This window comes from Ruegeria sp. YTSA105 (assembly GCF_059610225.1).
The window spans coordinates 75,659-93,606 of the sequence record NZ_JBXWNE010000011.1 but is presented as its reverse complement, the minus strand read 5'-3'; the positions used below and the strand labels follow the sequence as shown (position 1 = coordinate 93,606).

Here is a 17,948-nt window from a genome sequence, read left to right as displayed (position 1 = left end):
CGAGATGGAGCTGATTGCAGATATTTTGCTGGTCGCAGGTGCGCTGGGCGCGGGTCTTTACTGTTTTGTGCTGTCCCGTCGGTTAAAGCGGTTCACTAATCTGGAACAAGGTGTCGGTGGCGCGGTCGCTGTCCTGTCATCCCAGGCGGATGAGCTGAAGAAATCGCTTGATTCGGCACGAACTGCTTCGGACCAGTCGGGCCTTGTACTTGAGGCACTGACCCAAAGGGCGGAATCGGTTGCTCAGCGGCTCGAACTGATGATGGCCTCGATGCACGATGTCATTCCGGCCGAAGAACCCGCCGAAGACATCACGGTTGAAGAACCCAAGCTGCAAGAACCCGGAGCCGAGGAACCAACGGCGGAACCTGAGCCTGATGAGGCTCCGGTCGAAGCGGTGGAAAAGCCAGAAGCCCCTGTCGCGCCCAAATCCGGGGACGCTCAGGAAAAAAAGCGCCCGGGCGGGCTGATGTTCTTCCGTCACGCCCGCAATAGCGGAGAGGCCGCGACATGAGCGGACGCGCTGTAGAGAAACGGCCAAGAAGCGGTGTGCTGACAGTGATCTCACTGTTGATGCTCGGGTCAGCTGCGATTCGGCTGGGGTTTGAGGCTGGGCCAGCCCTGGCAAAAGGGGCCGAGCAAGCCGAAGCAAAGCCGAAAGAGACCCAAGCAGAGCTGCCCGGAGCCCGGATATTGCTGACCGAATTGCTGCGGCGCGAAGAGGCGTTGAAAAAGCGCGAAGCCACCGCCATTGATCGGGAAAAGGCGCTGGCCATTGCCGATCAGGCCATCGAGGCCCGCCTGGCCGCCCTGCAGCAGGCAGAAGAGGCGCTGCGTGAGACGCTGGCCATTGCAGAAAAAGCGGCTGAGACAGACCTGACGCGCCTGACGGATGTCTATCAGAACATGAAGCCGAAAGACGCGGCCGCCCTGTTTGAAACGATGGACCCGACCTTTGCCGCCGGATTCCTGTCACGGATGCCGCCCGATGCCGCAGCCGGTGTTTTGGCAGGCCTGAACCCCGAGGCTGCCTATACAATCAGCGTGATTATGGCCGGGCGAAACGCTTCGGCTCCGCAGGAGTAGCCCCCATGATTTTCAACCCTGCATCGGAATTCACCGGAGACCTCTTATGATCGGAATTGTCGGAATTGTCGTTATTTTCGTCATGGTGTTCGGCGGCTATTTGGCGGCTGGTGGGAAAATGACCATCATCATGAAATCCCTGCCGTTCGAGATGATGATGATCGGTGGCGCCGCGGTCGGCGCATTTATGATCAGCAATGACCTGAGCGCCGTGAAGCACACGATCAAGGATATGGCAAAAGTATTCAAAGGGCCGAAGTGGAAGCCCAATGACTACCGTGATCTACTGTGCCTGTTGTTTTCGCTGATCCGCATCGCCAAGGCCAACCCGGTCGAAGTCGAACAACATATTGAAGACCCCGAAAACTCACCTCTGTTTTCGACCTATCCGAAGATTCAGGTGGACAAAGAAGCCGTCGACTTGATCTGCGACACGATGCGGGCTGCCTCTTTGAATTATGACGATCCCCACCAGGTCGAAGAGGTGCTGGAAAAGCGGATGGAGGCGAATTTTCACCACGCGATGCACTCTAGCCACGCGCTACAGACTGTTGCTGACGGCCTGCCCGCACTTGGAATTGTTGCGGCAGTTCTGGGCGTTATCAAAACGATGGGATCGATTGATCAACCCCCAGAAGTGTTGGGAAAGCTGATCGGTGGCGCTTTGGTCGGGACGTTCCTGGGGGTCTTTCTGGCTTATGGGCTGGTCGGCCCATTTGCAGGAAAACTCAAATCCGTGGTGGAAGAAGACAATCATTTCTATCAGTTGATCAAAGAGGTTCTGGTTGCCAACCTGCACAACCACAACCCTGCCATGTGCATCGAAGTCGGCCGGCAGAACACTCCCACCCATAACAGGCCGGGTTTCTCAGAACTTGAAGAGGCCTTGAAAGAGCTAAAGCAGGCAGCGGCATGATCCGATACGCCCTAATGGTTTCAGCGGCGCTTACGGCCGCTGGACAGGCTGGCGCGCGCGACATTTCTGTGCGATCGGGCGAGCATGACGGATATACGCGTCTTGTTGTGCAGGTGCCCCCGGGTACGGAATGGGGTCTGAAGCAAACGAAGAATGGCGCAAGACTCAACGTGGCGCTTCCTGATGCCGAATTTCAAACCGGAGCGGTATTTCAGCGGCTGTCGCAGAACCGTCTGTCTGCGATCTCACAGACCAACCCGGGTGATGCGTTAGAGATGGAATTCGGCTGCGACTGCTTTGCCACCGCATTTCTGCATCAAAACACGATGATCGTAGTGGATATTGCGCCGGGGGCAGCCCTTCCACCGATCAGCAGCGACATTCCACCCCCAACGCTGCCCAAAGCCGCTGTGGTAAACGCCCCGCTGCCCGGGCCACAGGCGCTTGATCCTCTGGTATTGCCGCTTTTGAATCTCAATGCGCAGGTATTTGAGGACCAGCTATCGACGCGATTGTTGCAGGGCGCTGACCGAGATCTGGTTGATCTTGAACTATCTCAGATTGGGCCCAGGAACTCGAATGGCAATCAATCGCTCGACATGCCACCGCGTATGGACCTGAACATCGCAGTTACGTCGGTACTGGACGATCTGGATGGCTTGCTGGGACCATCCATTCCACAACTGGAAAAGAAACCAGCCTGCATTTCCAGCGCCGAGCTAGGTTTTGACAGCTGGTCCGATGAGCGCCTGTTCCCCGAACAGGTGGCAGAGCTGCGCACTGGCCTTTTTCAGGAGTTTGATCACCTTGACAAAGAACGAGCCATGAAGCTTGCCAAGCTCTATGCATATTTCGGCTTCGGTGCCGAGGCGGTTCGCAGCCTTGGCTGGATGGGTGAAGAGACGCCGGAAACGAACCGGATTTCTGCGATTGCCGCTGTTCTGGACGACCGGCCACTGAAAGGGTCAAATCCATTCCGCGACCTACAGCGTTGCGAAAGTGACGCCGCAATCTGGGCCGCTCTGACCGAGGGTAAGCTCGCCGAAGATGCCCAGATAAGGGTTATGGAACATTCCTTTGCGCGACTACCGGATCATCTGCGCCGGCAAGTCGGACCTATGCTGTCCGACATTTTCGTTGCAGCCCAAAAACTTGAAGCCGCGCGGCGCGTCTTGCGGGCTGTTGATCGCATCGAAACCAAACCCAGCCCCGGCGCAACACAGGCCAAGGCCGGTGTTGCAAAGGCTGAAGGCGATCAGGAAAAATCCGAAACCTTGCTGAAAGACGTGGTGGGCAGCTCAGAAGCGGGGCTCGAAGCGCCTCTGGCGCTGGCGCGACTGATTGAACAGCGGTGGGCGGAACGCGGGTCAGCCTCCGCCCGGGAGCTCGAACTTGCCGCATCTTATACGGTCGAATTGCGCCGATCTGAGATCGGCCCACTTATGCAACGGACATATGCGCTGGCGCTGAGTTTGGGCCAAGAGTTCGACCAGTCTTTTGATCTGTTAGAAGATATTCCGAATTCAGCTGAAACGCTGGACCGGGCCGTTCAAGTACTGACTGCGCGCGCTGACGACGATACCTTTTTGCGGCGCATCTTCAACCTGCCCGAACCGATGGCACAATCGCTGACAACCGAAACAGCAATCTCCATTGCCGAAAGGTTGGCATCGCTGGGGTTTGCCCGTCCAACGTTATTTTGGTCCAACCGACCGCAGGACACTATCAGGCGAAAGGACCGAGCCCTTTTGCACGCGCAGGCCGCATTGTTGTCCGGCCAGCCACATAAAGCCTTGCTGGAGTTAGGGGATGAACCCTCGGACAAGGCCATGTCACTGCGGGCGCAGGCCAATCTGGATATAGGTGAGTTTGAAAATGCAGGGCGGGTACTGTTGCAGTTTGACAGGGTGAACGAAGCAGAAAGATTGTTCTGGCTTTCTGATATGGAAGACGTCCCGCAGCCTGCGGTCGACCAAAAATTCGGACAGGTCAGGCGGGCGACTCTGGCATTGGCAGAACCTGTAACCAGGATTGAAGAACAACCATTGGCGGATGCAACTGCCCTGCTTGAAAACAGCGCCAACGCCCGAGAGAATATCGCTCAGCTTCTCGCACTTGTGAGGGCAGACTGAAACGTCTGGGCAAAACTCAGGGTGGCCACTCAGTCAGGGCTGATCTCCTGACGAACCGCGGCATCCAATGCTCTGTTCCAGAGGGAAAACCCCATGAACAGAGCCTGAATTGGTGGGTTTAGTCAGTAAGGCGCCTCGACGTCATTCATCGAGACATAGACCGTTTTCATCTCGCTGAAATGATTGATTGCCAATTTCGAGTTTTCCCGCCCGACCCCAGACATTTTTGACCCACCAAACGGGGCTTCAACCGGTGCGAGGTTGTAAGTGTTGATATAGCAGGTGCCCGCCTCGAACGCGGCCACGATACGATGGGCTCGGGTCAGATCTTTGGTGAACACACCGGCTGCCAGACCGAATTCGGTGTTATTGGCGCGGGCCATCACCTCTTCCTCGGTTTCGAAATCCAACACTGACATAACCGGGCCGAAGATTTCCTCGCGCGCGATGGCCATTTCATCGGTCACATCGGCAAAGACGGCGGGCTGAATGTAGAAACCGTCGCCTTCGATACGCACACCGCCATAGACCAAACGGGCACCTTCTGCCTTGCCTTTTTCAACATAACCCAGAGCGATATTCATCTGGTTTTCGCTAACCATCGGACCGAAATTAACCTCTTCATCCATCGGGTCGCCGATTTTCACATTCGCCAGACGCTGGGACAGGCGATCAAGGAAGGCTTCTTTGATGCCTTTGTGTACAAAAACGCGGGTGCCGTTGGAACAGACCTGACCCGAGGAGTAGAAATTCCCCAAAATGGCGCCAGACACGGCGTTTTCGATATCTGCATCGTCGAACACGATTATGGGGGACTTGCCGCCCAGTTCCATCGTGACATGCTTCATGCCATCGGCTGCTGCGGCATAAACCTTGCGCCCTGTCGGTACCGATCCGGTCAGCGAGACCTTGGCAACACGGGGGTCCGTCACAAGTGATGCGCCCACATCGCCATAACCCTGAATTACGTTATAGACACCCTTTGGTGCCCCGGCCTCGACCAGGATTTCGGCCACTTGCAGAGCAGACAAGGGCGTGGTCTCGGAAGGCTTGAATACCATCGTGTTGCCGCAGGCCAAAGCAGGCGCGCCTTTCCAGCAGGCAATCTGGGTTGGATAGTTCCACGCGCCGATTCCGACGCAAACCCCAAGCGCCTCACGGATCGTATATACGAAATCCCCACCACCCAGCGGGATATGCTCGCCGGTCAGCGAGGCCGCCAGACCTCCGAAATATTCCAACGCATCGGCTCCGCTGGTAGCATCGGCAACCAACGTTTCCTGCAGCGGTTTTCCAGTATCGTGGGTTTCGATGATCGACAGATCACGATTGCGTTCGCGCATGATGTCCGCGGCGCGGCGCAGAACACGGCCCCTTTCGGTCCCAGACATCGCGGCCCAGTCTGCCTGTGCCGATTTTGCACTGTTTAGAGCCTGATCTATGATCTGCGGAGTAGCAGAATGCAGCCGTGCGATCACTTCCCCTGTTGCAGGGTAGATCACGTCTATGGGTGCTCCGGTCGTGTCGTCGACATATTCACCGTTGATGAAATGGCTCGCCTTGGGCTGAAATCTCATTGTGGGGATTCCCTGATCAGAAGCTGTTTCCTCCGCGTTTATATTTTATTGACTCAGCAGTCAATAAAACTGATCCAGAGCGATTTCCTGCCAATTCCAACAGGCCGTGGCTTGAAATTTTCGGTAAATGTTCTATTTATGTTCTACATAGTCAGAGGATCAACCGATGGCCCATTCATTGCGAAACACCGCCCCGCACGGCCCGACAAACGACTATCACCTGCTGCCCGCCACCGATCGGCAGATACGCTATGCCCGCGCCATCGCGGAGCAAACTGCACTTGAGATTCCGGTCGAGGCGCAGCGCGACCGTCAGTCCATGTCTGCCTGGATTTCCAAACACAAACCTGATGATCCCTCGCCATTTGCAAATTACCCGACCGGCAAGCAGGTTGCCTTTGCCGAACGTATCTCGCGCAGCAAACGCCGCCCAATCCCGTCGGAGTGCTTTCGCGACAAACAGATGATGTCGCGTTGGATAGATCAAAACAAATAGACGAAATCAGAGCCTAATCCGGACTATGATTGCGGGCATACAACGCCACCGCCGCCGCGACGAACAGGCCCAGTAGGATATAGCCGGTCACCGCCTCGGCCACGGCCAGGGCGCGGCACAGCCCGGTTGGGGACATATCGCCGTACCCAACGGTGGTGAATGTAACATAAGAAAAATACAGGATATCAGCGGGCCCTTGCGCCCCGATGACGCAATTATCCTGGTACCCGAATGCGCCATAGGCAGCGGCGAACAGGAACGGAACGACCTGAATAAAGGACACACCCATCAAAAACAGAATGCGGCGCGGTGATTTCACCTGAGTCATATAGAACCAGGATTGAGACACCATCCACACAACCAGCCCCACAGAGGCGATCGTACCGATCGTGTCACCTGCAGTGCCCTCGCTCAGACGGGACAGACCGAACCATGCGAGGAAACTGGCAACCACCATTGCGGCTGCCGCCAGCAGCGTTGATTTCCATTCTTCCAAAGTCGTGGGTTTTCGGGACATGGAACCTCCAACGCGCTGAAATCTCCGGGATTATCCGGTGGACTGTCCTGCGTGGCAACCAGATTTCAGCAAATCAGTCTGCGCCCAGATGCTCCTGTCCCCGCTGACGTGCCAGCAGGATCTGTTTTTGACGTTCCCGGAACCGGGTTTTGTCGACCTCAGAGGTTTCCTCTATGCATTGATGGCAGGACACGCCGTGTTCGTATTCGGCACGTTTCACATCCTCGGGAAGGATCGGGCGACGGCAGCCATGGCACAGGTTGTGCGGCCCTTCGACCAGCCCATGCCCAACAGATACGCGGTTGTCGAACACAAAGCATTCGCCCTGCCAGGTGCTGTTCTCGACGGGCATTTCCTCGAGGTATCGCAAGATGCCACCTTTTAGGTGATAGACATCCTCGACCCCCTGACCCAACAGGTAATTGGTGGATTTCTCACACCGGATGCCACCCGTGCAAAACATCGCCACACGCTTATTGTGGAACCGGTCCTTGTTTTCTTCCCACCAGGTGGGGAATTCACGAAAACTGCTTGTTTCAGGGTCTAACGCGCCCTCAAACGTACCGATTGCCACCTCGTAATCATTTCGGGTGTCGATCACCACCACATCATCCGAGCGGATCAGATCATTCCAGTCTTCGGGCTCGACATAATTGCCGACACGGGCGCGCGGATCGATATCCGGTTGGCCCATGGTCACGATCTCTTTTTTCAGGCGTACCTTGATCTTGCCAAATGGCGGTTGGTCAGACGTGGCCTCTTTCCACTCCAGATCAGCACAGCCGGGCAGCGCACGGATATGGGCCAAAACCGCGTCAATGCCAGCGCGGGGTCCGGCAATAGTGCCATTGATCCCTTCCTGTGCCAGCAAGAGCGTCCCTTTGACCGATTGCGCGCGGCACAGCTCAAGCAAGGGCTCACGAAGGGCTTCGTGGTTGGCGAACCGGGTGAAATGATAGAGAGCAGCGATCGTATACATGCGCGCGGTCTAAACCCGCGCGGACAGAGTCGCAAGAGACCGGATTGACGCCCCTTGTCGCGCCCACTACCGATAACGCAACCGAAGGAGGTCCCCATGACCCATGCCCTTATTGTGATCGATGTTCAGAACGATTTCTGTCCCGGCGGTGCGTTGGCGGTTCCCGGCGGAGATGAGATCGTGGCTCCGATCAACGCGATGATGCCAGATTTTGACGCGGTGATCCTGACTCAAGACTGGCACCCTGCGGGGCATTCGTCCTTTGCCAGCAGCCATGCGGGCAAAAACCCCTATGACATGACCGAGATGCCTTATGGGCCTCAGGTTTTGTGGCCAGATCACTGCGTGCAGGGAACAAATGGGGCAGCATTTCATGCGAACCTGCGTACGGATGGCGATCTGATCCTGCGCAAAGGGTTCCGCAGCAACATCGATAGCTATTCGGCGTTCTTTGAGAACGACCAGACCACGCCCACCGGGTTGGAAGGGTATCTGCGCACCCGTGAAATCGAGAGACTGACACTCGTCGGACTGGCCACGGATTTCTGCGTCTACTACTCTGCGGTTGACGCAGCGCGGCTGGGTTTCGACGTGTCAGTTCAGATGAGAGCCTGCCGGGCAATTAATCTGGATGGGTCATTGGCCTCGGCAGAGACCGCGATGAAAGATGCTGGCGTTCGGCTGATTTAAGGGGTTGCCCCCGCAGCCGCCAGATACTTGAGCAGTGCAAAGATAATCACCGCCAACCCCAAAGCAAACCCAACCCGGCCTGGTACAGTTCGGCGCTTTGGTCCGACCGATTCCGCCTGCTGTGGCCTGGGTTTCCACATCGGAACCTCTTTGGGCAACCCGGCGCGCGGCTTGGCGGCTTTTACATCGTTCATGAACTTCAGGAAATCAAACTCGCCGCAATATTCGCCTTTGACTCCCGTCGTCCGGATATTGTGAAACAAGGCTCGCAGAATGCGATCCCTGTCCGCCGTATCCTGTGGACGGTAATATCCATGGGTAATCTCGCTGCGCGTCGAATCCAGACCAAAACCGGCATCATGAAAAATTTTGCGTATTTTGGGTGACGCTGCCCGCAATGCATCGGCTGTTTTCACATTCCGAAACAGCGCACGCACCTTGCGTCCGTTTTGCGCCCCTGACGGGGTCGTCTCCGGATCGTTTTCCCCCGAAGCGATCGTTACAATATCAAAGTCGTACTCGAGAACCATTCACTAACTAAACCTCGACTATCCATCCCCCTCTTTCCACTAACCGGTGAAAAGACCCCACAATATGCTCGCATTGTGACTTGACCTTGTCATTGTCATCAATTTAGCGACTCTTGCCATTCCACGCACCTATTGATCTAACAACGGAAATCGCAGGAGTTCCCAATGGTCGATATTGCGACGCGAGTATACAATCACAAATGGAAGATTGACCCGATTGTCCGGTCTTTAATCGACACAGACTTCTACAAACTGCTGATGTGCCAGTCAGTGTTTCGAAATAAGCCCCAAACGGATGTGGTGTTTTCACTTATTAACCGGTCGAATCACATTCCATTGGCTGAATTGATTGATGAGGGAGAGCTGCGCGAACAGCTGGACCACATTCGGTCACTCAGCCTGAGCCGGGGGGAAAGCACTTGGCTGCGCGGCAATACCTTTTATGGCAAACGTCAGATGTTCCGTTCGGATTTCATGGGGTGGTTCGAGAACCTGCGACTGCCGCCCTACCACCTTGAACGCAAAGGTGATCAGTACGAATTGACCTTTGAAGGCAAATGGCACGAGGTCATGCTGTGGGAAATTCCCGCATTGGCAGTCCTGATGGAGCTGCGATCCCGCTCGGTGCTGAATGCGATGCGGCGGTTCGAGCTACAAATTCTCTATGCTCGTGCGATGACCCGTGTATGGGAGAAAATCGAACACTTACGAGGGATTCAGGGGCTGGGCATCGCCGATTTCGGCACTAGGCGGCGGCATTCCTTTCTATGGCAGGACTGGTGCGTCCAAGCCATGATCGAAGGTCTGGGCCCTGCATTTACCGGCACCTCGAACTGCCTGATCGCCATGCGGCGCGAGGTCGAGGCCATCGGCACCAATGCCCACGAGTTGCCCATGGTTTACTCTGCGCTGGCTGATACTGATGAGAAACTGGCGCAGGCACCCTATGATGTGCTTAGCGATTGGCACGAGGAACATGACGGCAACCTACGGATCATCCTGCCTGATACCTATGGCACCAAGGGTTTTCTGGACGACGCGCCAGATTGGTTGGCGGGATGGACCGGCATCAGAATCGACAGCGGTGATCCGGCAACCGGTGCAGAAACTGCGATCAAATGGTGGCAATCGCGCGGTGAGGATCCCAAACAGAAACGCGTGATCTTTTCTGACGGTCTGGATGTCGGCAAAATCCGCGAACTGCAAAGTCAGTTTGCAGGCCGCACCAAAGTATCCTTCGGCTGGGGCACGCTGCTGACCAATGATTTCAGAGGGCTGGTTCCCGATGACGCGCTGGCACCCTTCTCGTTGGTCTGCAAGGCGGTTTCGGCCAATGGTCGCCCGACGGTCAAACTGTCGGACAACCCGGAAAAAGCGATGGGTCCGGCAGATCAGATTGAGCGCTACAAGCGTGTCTTCGGCGTCGGGGTGCAACAGCCAATCGAGGTCATCGTTTAGGCCCTAACCATGGAACGCAGCTACCGTTTTCACCTGTGAGAACCCGTACAGCGCTTCGAACCCTTTTTCGCGACCATGGCCAGATTTCCCGACACCGCCAAAGGGCAGCTCCACGCCGCCGCCAGCGCCGTAATTGTTGATAAACACCTGCCCCGACCGCAACTTCTTCGCCAGCCGCATCTGCCGCGCGCCATCGCGTGTCCAAATGCTGGCAACCAGCCCGTAATCGGTGGAGTTGGCGATCTGCAGGGCCTCTTCCTCGGTCTCAAAGGGGATCAGCACTTGGACTGGGCCGAAAATCTCATCCTGTGCCAAAACATGATCAGGGGGTACGTCGGCAAACAGGGTCGGTTGCACATAGGCGCCAGACTCGGGTGCGTGGCCAACAATCGGCCCCTGGCCCACGATATTCAGATCTGCGCCTTTGTCGATAAATCCAGTCACGATGTCCTTCTGGCGCGCTGAAATCAGGGGCCCCAGGCGCAAATCTTCGGACGCGGGCCCAACGGTCAACTCGGAATAGGCCGAGGCCATGCGCGATTTGACCTGCTCATACACTCCGCGTTGCACCAGAACGCGGGAGGAGGCCGAACAGGTCTGCCCTGCGTTCTGAACGCCCGCATTCACCAGAAATGGCAGGGCCGCATCCAGATCTGCATCGTCGAACACCAGCTGCGGGGATTTCCCGCCCAGCTCCAGCGTCACTGGCACCACGTTATGCCCAGCGGCCTGTTGCACCAACGCGCCGGTGGCAACGGAGCCGGTGAAGGACACATGCTGAATCCCCGGATGCGCCGACAGCGCCGCCCCGGCCTCGGCCCCCAGCCCCGGAACCACGTTCAAAGCGCCCGCCGGCAACCCGGCCTGCTGCGCCAGATGGGCAAAGGCAAGCGCGGTCAAACAGGCCTCTTCCGCTGGTTTCAGCACACAGGCATTGCCCATCGCCAAAGCCGCCCCGACAGAGCGGCCGATGATCTGCATAGGGTAATTCCACGGCACAATGTGGCCCGTCACACCATGCGGTTCACGCAGGGTATAGACGGTATAGCCATCCAGATAAGGGATCGTTTCGCCCATCACCTTATCCGCCGCGCCTCCGTAAAACTCACAATACCGCGCCAGTGCCACCGCATCGGCGCGCGCCTGTGTCAGGGGTTTGCCGACATCCATCGCCTCCAACGCGGCCAGATCATCGACACGCTCCAGCACCATCTGACCCAACCGGGTCAGAATGCGCCCGCGCTCTAATGCGGATTTGCGGCCCCAGTCCCCATCCAACGCTTTTTGGGCCGCGGCCACGGCTGCGTCGATGTCACCGGCATCTCCGCGCGCGATCCGGCAAAGTTCAGATCCGTCCGAGGGGTTGATCAGCGGCAGATCGGCCTGCGAGGCTGGGCGCTGCCATGCGCCGCCAATCAGGCACAAGCTGGGATCGAACCACAAGGGGTTGGTCATGTCAGGCTCCATTTCGTCTCTAACATTGAAGTTTACGCCACATCCTGACCGATATCCGGCAGGATAGGTGCAGCGGCAATCAGAGTTTGGGTATAAACGTGCTGCGGGTTGGAAAAGACCTGTTCGGTCTTACCCTGTTCAACAATTTGCCCCGCCTGCATCACCAAAACCCGGTCGGTAATGGTGCGCACGACGCTTAGATCGTGGCTGATGAACAGATAAGTCAGATCATAGGCGGCGCAGAGCTCGGCCAGCAGATCAAGGATCTGCGCTCGGACAGAAACATCAAGGGCCGAGACCGCCTCATCAAACAGGATCAGCTCGGGCCGGATGATCAGGGCACGGGCGATGGCAATACGCTGCCTCTGCCCGCCCGAGAATTCGTGAATGTACCGACCCGCGTCATCGGGGCTGAGACCTACGGCTGTCAGAATCTCGGCGATCCGATCCTGCCGCTCGGACCCGGTTGGGGGATGTTCGAGCAGGTGAAACGGCTCGGTGATCAGGCGCGTGACCCGGTGTCGGGGGTTGAAGCTGCCATAGGGGTCCTGGAACACAACCTGCATCTTACGCCGGACGGCCAGATTGGGTTTGTGCCCCGTGAATACTGGCTGCCCGTCCAGCAGAATCTGGCCGCTCTGCACCTCTTCCAGCCCCAGGACAGCCCGTGTTAGGGTCGATTTTCCGCACCCGGACTCTCCGACCAGGCCTAAGCGCTCGCCTTTGTTCAGTGTAAAGCTGACCCCAGCCACAGCCCTGTGGTGTCGCGGCGCATCAAACAAGCCCTTTCGGGGCAAACGGTAATCCCGGACCACCTGTGCAACCTCAAGCAAAGGCTGTGTCGGTTTGGGTTCCGGCAGGTTGACCTGATGGCCCGAAGCCCGGAACAGCATGCGTGTATAAGGGTGCTGCATGTTCCGCAGCAAGGGTTCGGTGGCGCCGGCCTCGACGACTTCGCCATAGCGCATGACGATGATCCGGTCGGCCATATCGGCCACAACCGCCAGATCATGGGTGATCATTAGCAATCCCATGTCGTATTCGCGCACCAACCCCGTGAGCAGGTCTAGAATCTGCGCCTGCGTAGTGACGTCCAGCGCCGTCGTAGGTTCGTCCGCGATCAGCAACCTTGGGCGCAACGCGATGGCCATGGCGATCACCACGCGCTGACGCTGACCACCGGACAGCTCATGCGGATACCTGGACAGAGGGAACCTTTCGGGCGGAAGGCCGACGCGCGTCAGCACTTCTTCGGCACGGGACCGGGCCTGTGCAGTAGGCATGGCCTTGTGGATCAGGATTGTCTCCATCACCTGATCCCCGATGGTTTTGACCGGGTTGAGCGCAGTCATGGGTTCCTGAAACACCATCCCGACCGAGGCGCCGCGCAGAGCGCACATCTCATCCTCGGAACAGTTCAGCAGGTCCAGCCCGTCCAACCGGATCGCGCCCGCGGCATCCGCACCGTTTGGCAGCAGTTGCATCACCGCCAACGCCGTCATGGACTTGCCCGAACCGCTTTCACCGGTGACGGCGACGATCTCACCCGACGCAACAGACAGGCTGACCTGTTTGAGGATGTCCATGCCATGAATCGACAGGTTGAGATTTTCGATTTCCAGCAAGCTCATGCGCGCGCCACCCGTATTTGGGGGTCCAGCCAATCCCGCAAACCGTCGCCCAGCAGGTTCAGCCCCAAAACAGTGACAATGATTGCAAGCCCCGGAATCAGAGCCAAATGCGGGGCAAAACTGACCATCGTCTGCGCATCTGCCAACATCCGGCCCCAACTGGGCGTAGGCGGTTGCGCACCCAACCCGACATAGGACAGGCCTGCCTCGGCAAGAATGCCAAGGCTGAACTGGATGGTGCCCTGTACGATCAGCAAGTTCGCCACATTCGGCAGGATATGTTCCGCCGATATCCGCGCCGCGCCCTTGCCCGAGACCCGGGCGGCCAGGATGAACTCTCGCTCCCACAGGGACAGCGCAGCGCCACGGGTGATACGGGCAAAGACCGGAATGTTGAAGATACCGATGGCAATGATGGCGTTGACCGCCCCGGCACCGAAAACGGCAGTGATCAGGATGGCGATGACCAACGACGGGAAAGCAAAAACCAGATCGTTGCCGCGCATGATCACCTCATCCAGCCACGTGCCTTTGCGCGCCGCTGCCGCCAGACCAAGTGGCACGCCCAATGTCATGCCGATCCCCACCGCCACCAAGGCCACAGCGATTGAAGTGCGCGCACCCACCATGATCATTGAGAACATGTCCCGTCCAAAATGATCGGTGCCGAACCAGTGCTGCGCATTGGGTGGTTGCAGCTTGGCGGGAATATTCAGCGCGGCGTGCGCATAGGGCGTCCAGACAAAGGAAAGTGCGGCCGCCAAGACCACCAGCGAGGAGAGCACTGCACCAAGGATGAGGTTGCGGCTCATGTCCTGCTCCTCAGACGGGGGTCAACGGCGGCATAGGCGAGATCAACCAGAAAATTCACCGTGATCACTGCAAAAACCAGTAGCATGACCACGGATTCCACCACGATCAGATCGCGGGCCGAGATCGCTTGAAACACCAGCCGCCCGAGGCCGGGCAGGTAAAACACCTGTTCGATAATGATGGACCCGGCCAGAAGAAAGGAAAACTGCAGCCCGATGATAGTCAGCACCGGGATCAGCGCATTGCGCACCCCGTGACGCCACAGCGCCTGTCGGCGGGACAGGCCCTTGGCCCGTGCGGTGCGCATGAAATCCTCACCCAGAATATCCAGCAGGGCCGACCGCATGACCCTTGCAAGAATCGCCGCCTGTGGCAGGGCCAGCGCTATGGCTGGCAGGGTCAGCGAGTGTAGACCGGTCCAAAACCCGTCGTCCCAGCCTGCGAACCCTCCAGCGTTGAACCAGCGCAGATTGATGGCAAAGACCAGCACCAGCATCATGGCGAACCAGAAATTGGGCACGGCGATGCCGAGCTGTGTGGCCCCCATGACCGCCACATCGCCGGGCCGCCCCCGGCGCGCAGCAGCGTACATCCCGGCGGGAAAGGCGATCAGGGTTGAAAGGGTCAGTGCATAAAGCGCCAGCGGCAGCGACACCCAAAGTCGGTCCGCAATCATCTGAGACACCGGCGTGCGATAGGTGTATGAAGTGCCGAAATCCCCGACCAGCATTCCGCTGACCCAGTTGAAATAGCGCTGCGGTTTGGACACATCCAACCCCAGCTCGGCCCGCAGCGCGGCCAGCGTGTCCGCCTGCGCGTTGACGCCAAGCATGAAGGATGCCGGATCGCCCGGCGCGACCTCGATCACTGCAAAAATGACCACCGAGGCGATAGCCAGGCTGATCACCAGCGAAATCAGACGTTTGAGGGCATAGCGTAGCATTACAAACAGGTTACGGGTGCGAGCGGCGCCTACGCAACAGCTACTTGTAGGACTGCTGCTCTTGCCGGACCAGATCAGTCGCGCAGGTCGAAAGCTTCGCCGCGGGTGCGCTGTCCACCAGCGTTTCCAGATTTGTCTCGGTCCGGGCCAGTGCCGCCCGACGAAGGACCATCAGGCGCGCGCGAGGACTGTCCAGAAACTGCTCCTGCGGGATGAGCGTTTCCAGCGGGCTGTCGATGCGGATGACCTCGAAATAGCCGCCAAACAGGGCAAGGAAGGCAAAGGCGCAGTTTGGTGCCTCGGCCCCGCATTGGTCAGAACAGAGCTGCGCGATGGGGCGGGTCGACTGGGATGTCATCAACCAGTTTTCCACCGCCGGGCGCCAGCTATTGTCCACAGACAGATCGCCATATCCCAGCCCCAGGGCCAGCAACCCCGCCATGCCCAGCGCCTGATCGGAATTCATGTCAACTGGATCAGGCTGAATGTGGCGCAGCGCTGCCAGACCGTCGCCGCGCGGCTCGGGATCGACCGTCAGATAACTCAGATAAGGTTTGAGGTCCTGCATCAGCTGCCCATCCGCCAACAGATCGCCGCGCATTTCTGGATCGCCATAGAGCGCCACAATTCGCGTCGGGTAGTCCGTAGCTTGATGTTCTCCCAACGCATTGAGCTGTGCAATCAGCTTCGGGTCTGGTGTGGGGCGTTTGGCATCCAACAGCGCTTGGGCAAGCTCATTTCCACCTTTCGCCTCGACCAACAGCCAGGATCGGCCAAAGGCCGTCAGGTCTTTTTGACGAAACAGCTTGCGCGAACCCTTTCGGCCCAGCGATTGGCGGAACGGAGATGGTCCAAGATCGGCGGTTTCAATTCGCCCCAACAGCAGACGAGCCTGCGCGTTGCCATCAGCCGCCAGATCCGCCAGCAGTGGCAGAGCGCGTTCATCATCGCCCTCCAGCCACAGTGTCACCGCCTGTTCAAGCGGCGTATCCCCTTTGGCGACCGGCGCAATCACGGCTAAAACCGCAATCATCAACGCAACGAGGGTTGATCTTCTCATGCGCCGGTCTCCTCTCTGGAACTGGTCTTATTCCGCCCAACTGATGGCGGTCAGGTCGATGGCCGCTGTGGGTGCGTTTTCCCAAAGTCCCTGAACGCCAGCCTTGGCAACGCCAAGCTTGGCCAGCTGGAACAGATACCCGTTGACGTAATCATTTGCGATCAGACGCTGCGCTTCGCCCAACAGGCGGGTACGCTCATCAGGGTCGGTGGTGGCGTTCAACGTCTCCATCAGCGTCTGAAAGTCGATGCTGTCATACTGGAAATAATAGTCGGGCCGCGCATAGATGCCGATATCCATCGGCTCGGTATGGCTGACGATAGTCAGACCAAAATCCTTGCCCTTGAACACCGATTCCAGCCACTGCGCCCATTCGACATTGATGATTTCAGCCTCAATCCCGACCTCGGCCAGTTGTGCGGCGATGATCTCGCCTCCGCGGCGAGCGTAAGAAGGCGGCGGCAGGTGCAGAGTGGTCTTGAACCCTTCGGCATAGCCCGCATCGGCCAGCAACTGCGCGGCCTTCTTGGGGTCATACGCCGAATTGCCGGTCAGATCGACATAGGCGGGGTTGTGCGGGGCAAAATGCGTTCCGATGGGCGTGCCATAGCCGAACATCGCGCCGTCAATAATTGCCTGACGGTCGATGGCATGGGCCAGCGCCTGCCGCACCCGGATGTCGTCAAAGGGCGGCTGCTTGTTGTTGGTGGACAGAATCGTCTCACCCTCGGTCGAGCCGACAAGCACCTGAAAGCGCGGATCAGCCTCGAACTGCGGCATGTTCTCAGGCGCCGGGAAAATGTCGAACACATCAACATCCTCGGCCATCATGGCGGCAAAGGCGGCGGTCGGGTCCGAGATGAACTTGAATGTAGCAGACTCTAACGCAGGCTGATCACCCCAATAGTCGGGGTTTCGCGTCAGCGTGATGCTGTCCCCCTGCACCCAGTCCCCAAAGGCAAACGCGCCGGTGCCGACCGGGTTGGTCTTGATCGCCTCTATGCTTTCGGGGGCGACAATCACCGCATCCCCCCAGGCCATATTGAACAGGAAATTCCCGTTTGGTCCTGACAGGGTGACCCTGACGGTCAACGGATCCACGACCTCAACGCTTTCGATCCCGGCAAACAGGGCCTTTTGTGCATTGGCGCTGTCTTCAGCGCGGGCCCGGTCAAGGCTGAATTTGACGTCCTCGGCATCCATGGTGGTGCCATCGTGGAAGCTCACACCATCGCGCAGCTTAAAGGTATAGACGGTGCCGTCGTCTGATATCTCCCAGCTTTCCGCCAGCCCGGGCACGACCGATCCGTCGCCCATGAACCGGGTCAGACCTTCGAAGATATTGGTATAGACAACCGAATCGATGGCCTGTGCCGCAGCGCTGGTCGGGTCCAGATGCGGCGGCTCAAGCTGCATTGCGATGGTGATGTCGGATTTGGCCAGGGCTTGGGTGGCTATCAAACTGGCTCCAATCGCCAGCGCCGATGCAAAAGACCGAAACATCTGCTTTGTCATATCGTTGTCTCCCCACTGAAACTGCGTGGTCCTGCATGTCGCGGACCGGTCTGCGGACCAATGTCCCTTTAAACCTTAGGTCAATCAAGGAAATGTTCGCGCAACCGGGCTATCTTTGGCCCGGTCCAATCTGCTATGCCGCACCGCAAC

17 protein-coding genes are annotated in these 17,948 nt (G+C 58.0%); 7 read left to right on the top strand and 10 right to left on the bottom strand.

Going from position 1 to position 17,948, the window contains the following annotated elements:
• The first annotated feature begins 4 nt into the window (after positions 1-4).
• Genes AC2FH2_RS14430 through AC2FH2_RS14415 form a run of 4 tightly spaced genes read left to right on the top strand, consistent with a single transcriptional unit; the run spans position 5 to position 4,134 of the window.
• Positions 5-514 (top strand): hypothetical protein, encoded by a 510-nt coding sequence (locus AC2FH2_RS14430; RefSeq protein ID WP_281995698.1) that lies wholly within the window; start codon positions 5-7, stop codon positions 512-514.
• Complete coding sequence (locus AC2FH2_RS14425; protein ID WP_496824085.1) at positions 511-1,086, top strand: MotE family protein; 576 nt, start codon at positions 511-513, stop codon at positions 1,084-1,086. Before AC2FH2_RS14430 ends, AC2FH2_RS14425 begins: the two co-directional genes overlap by 4 nt.
• Positions 1,087-1,132: 46 nt before the next feature.
• Positions 1,133-2,002: a flagellar motor stator protein MotA gene (gene motA / locus AC2FH2_RS14420; protein ID WP_496824083.1), complete on the top strand. Its 870-nt coding sequence runs from the start codon at positions 1,133-1,135 to the stop codon at positions 2,000-2,002.
• On the top strand, positions 1,999-4,134 hold the full coding sequence (locus tag AC2FH2_RS14415) for a hypothetical protein (RefSeq protein WP_496824081.1): 2,136 nt from the start codon (positions 1,999-2,001) through the stop codon (positions 4,132-4,134). The genes motA and AC2FH2_RS14415 overlap by 4 nt, the downstream gene beginning before the upstream one ends.
• Before the next feature lie 122 nt (positions 4,135-4,256).
• Here AC2FH2_RS14415 and betB read toward each other — a convergent pair whose 3' ends face one another.
• A complete protein-coding gene (betB, locus tag AC2FH2_RS14410; protein ID WP_142638627.1) occupies positions 4,257-5,711 on the bottom strand; it encodes a betaine-aldehyde dehydrogenase in 1,455 nt (484 codons plus the stop codon).
• A 166-nt stretch (positions 5,712-5,877) separates the two neighbouring features.
• Here betB and AC2FH2_RS14405 point away from each other — a divergent pair, with 166 nt between their 5' ends.
• Complete coding sequence (locus tag AC2FH2_RS14405; RefSeq protein WP_271952366.1) at positions 5,878-6,207, top strand: hypothetical protein; 330 nt, start codon at positions 5,878-5,880, stop codon at positions 6,205-6,207.
• Between the two features lie 13 nt (positions 6,208-6,220).
• Here AC2FH2_RS14405 and AC2FH2_RS14400 read toward each other — a convergent pair whose 3' ends face one another.
• On the bottom strand, positions 6,221-6,724 hold the full coding sequence (locus AC2FH2_RS14400; RefSeq protein WP_281973307.1) for a potassium channel family protein: 504 nt from the start codon (positions 6,722-6,724) through the stop codon (positions 6,221-6,223).
• Positions 6,725-6,797: 73 nt separating this feature from the next.
• On the bottom strand, positions 6,798-7,703 hold the full coding sequence (trhO, locus tag AC2FH2_RS14395) for an oxygen-dependent tRNA uridine(34) hydroxylase TrhO (protein WP_496694325.1): 906 nt from the start codon (positions 7,701-7,703) through the stop codon (positions 6,798-6,800).
• Positions 7,704-7,799: 96 nt separating this feature from the next.
• Here trhO and pncA point away from each other — a divergent pair, with 96 nt between their 5' ends.
• Positions 7,800-8,393: a bifunctional nicotinamidase/pyrazinamidase gene (gene pncA / locus AC2FH2_RS14390; protein WP_142638619.1), complete on the top strand. Its 594-nt coding sequence runs from the start codon at positions 7,800-7,802 to the stop codon at positions 8,391-8,393.
• Here pncA and AC2FH2_RS14385 read toward each other — a convergent pair.
• On the bottom strand, positions 8,390-8,923 hold the full coding sequence (locus AC2FH2_RS14385) for a hypothetical protein (RefSeq protein WP_282022091.1): 534 nt from the start codon (positions 8,921-8,923) through the stop codon (positions 8,390-8,392). The two genes, pncA and AC2FH2_RS14385, sit on opposite strands and share 4 nt — an antisense overlap.
• Before the next feature lie 165 nt (positions 8,924-9,088).
• On the opposite strand from AC2FH2_RS14385, the gene pncB reads away from it, so the two are divergent.
• Positions 9,089-10,381, top strand: coding sequence for a nicotinate phosphoribosyltransferase (gene pncB / locus AC2FH2_RS14380; protein ID WP_142638615.1), 1,293 nt, complete (start codon positions 9,089-9,091; stop codon positions 10,379-10,381).
• 3 nt (positions 10,382-10,384) lie between these two features.
• On the opposite strand, the gene AC2FH2_RS14375 is transcribed toward pncB, so the two are convergent.
• From AC2FH2_RS14375 to AC2FH2_RS14350, 6 genes are read right to left on the bottom strand one after another with little or no spacing between them, the layout of a single operon-like run.
• Positions 10,385-11,836, bottom strand: coding sequence for an aldehyde dehydrogenase family protein (locus AC2FH2_RS14375; protein WP_142638614.1), 1,452 nt, complete (start codon positions 11,834-11,836; stop codon positions 10,385-10,387).
• Between the two features lie 32 nt (positions 11,837-11,868).
• The gene (locus AC2FH2_RS14370) at positions 11,869-13,467 is read right to left on the bottom strand and encodes an ABC transporter ATP-binding protein (protein ID WP_496714001.1); all 1,599 of its coding nucleotides are present in this window, start codon (positions 13,465-13,467) and stop codon (positions 11,869-11,871) included.
• Positions 13,464-14,279: an ABC transporter permease gene (locus tag AC2FH2_RS14365; RefSeq protein WP_496714002.1), complete on the bottom strand. Its 816-nt coding sequence runs from the start codon at positions 14,277-14,279 to the stop codon at positions 13,464-13,466. The genes AC2FH2_RS14370 and AC2FH2_RS14365 overlap by 4 nt, the downstream gene beginning before the upstream one ends.
• The gene (locus AC2FH2_RS14360) at positions 14,276-15,223 is read right to left on the bottom strand and encodes an ABC transporter permease (RefSeq protein WP_496824078.1); all 948 of its coding nucleotides are present in this window, start codon (positions 15,221-15,223) and stop codon (positions 14,276-14,278) included. The genes AC2FH2_RS14365 and AC2FH2_RS14360 overlap by 4 nt, the downstream gene beginning before the upstream one ends.
• Positions 15,224-15,263: 40 nt before the next feature.
• Positions 15,264-16,283, bottom strand: coding sequence for a hypothetical protein (locus AC2FH2_RS14355; RefSeq protein WP_282022086.1), 1,020 nt, complete (start codon positions 16,281-16,283; stop codon positions 15,264-15,266).
• A 27-nt stretch (positions 16,284-16,310) separates the two neighbouring features.
• Positions 16,311-17,798 (bottom strand): ABC transporter substrate-binding protein, encoded by a 1,488-nt coding sequence (locus AC2FH2_RS14350; RefSeq protein WP_496824076.1) that lies wholly within the window; start codon positions 17,796-17,798, stop codon positions 16,311-16,313.
• Between the last annotated feature and the right edge of the window lie 150 nt (positions 17,799-17,948).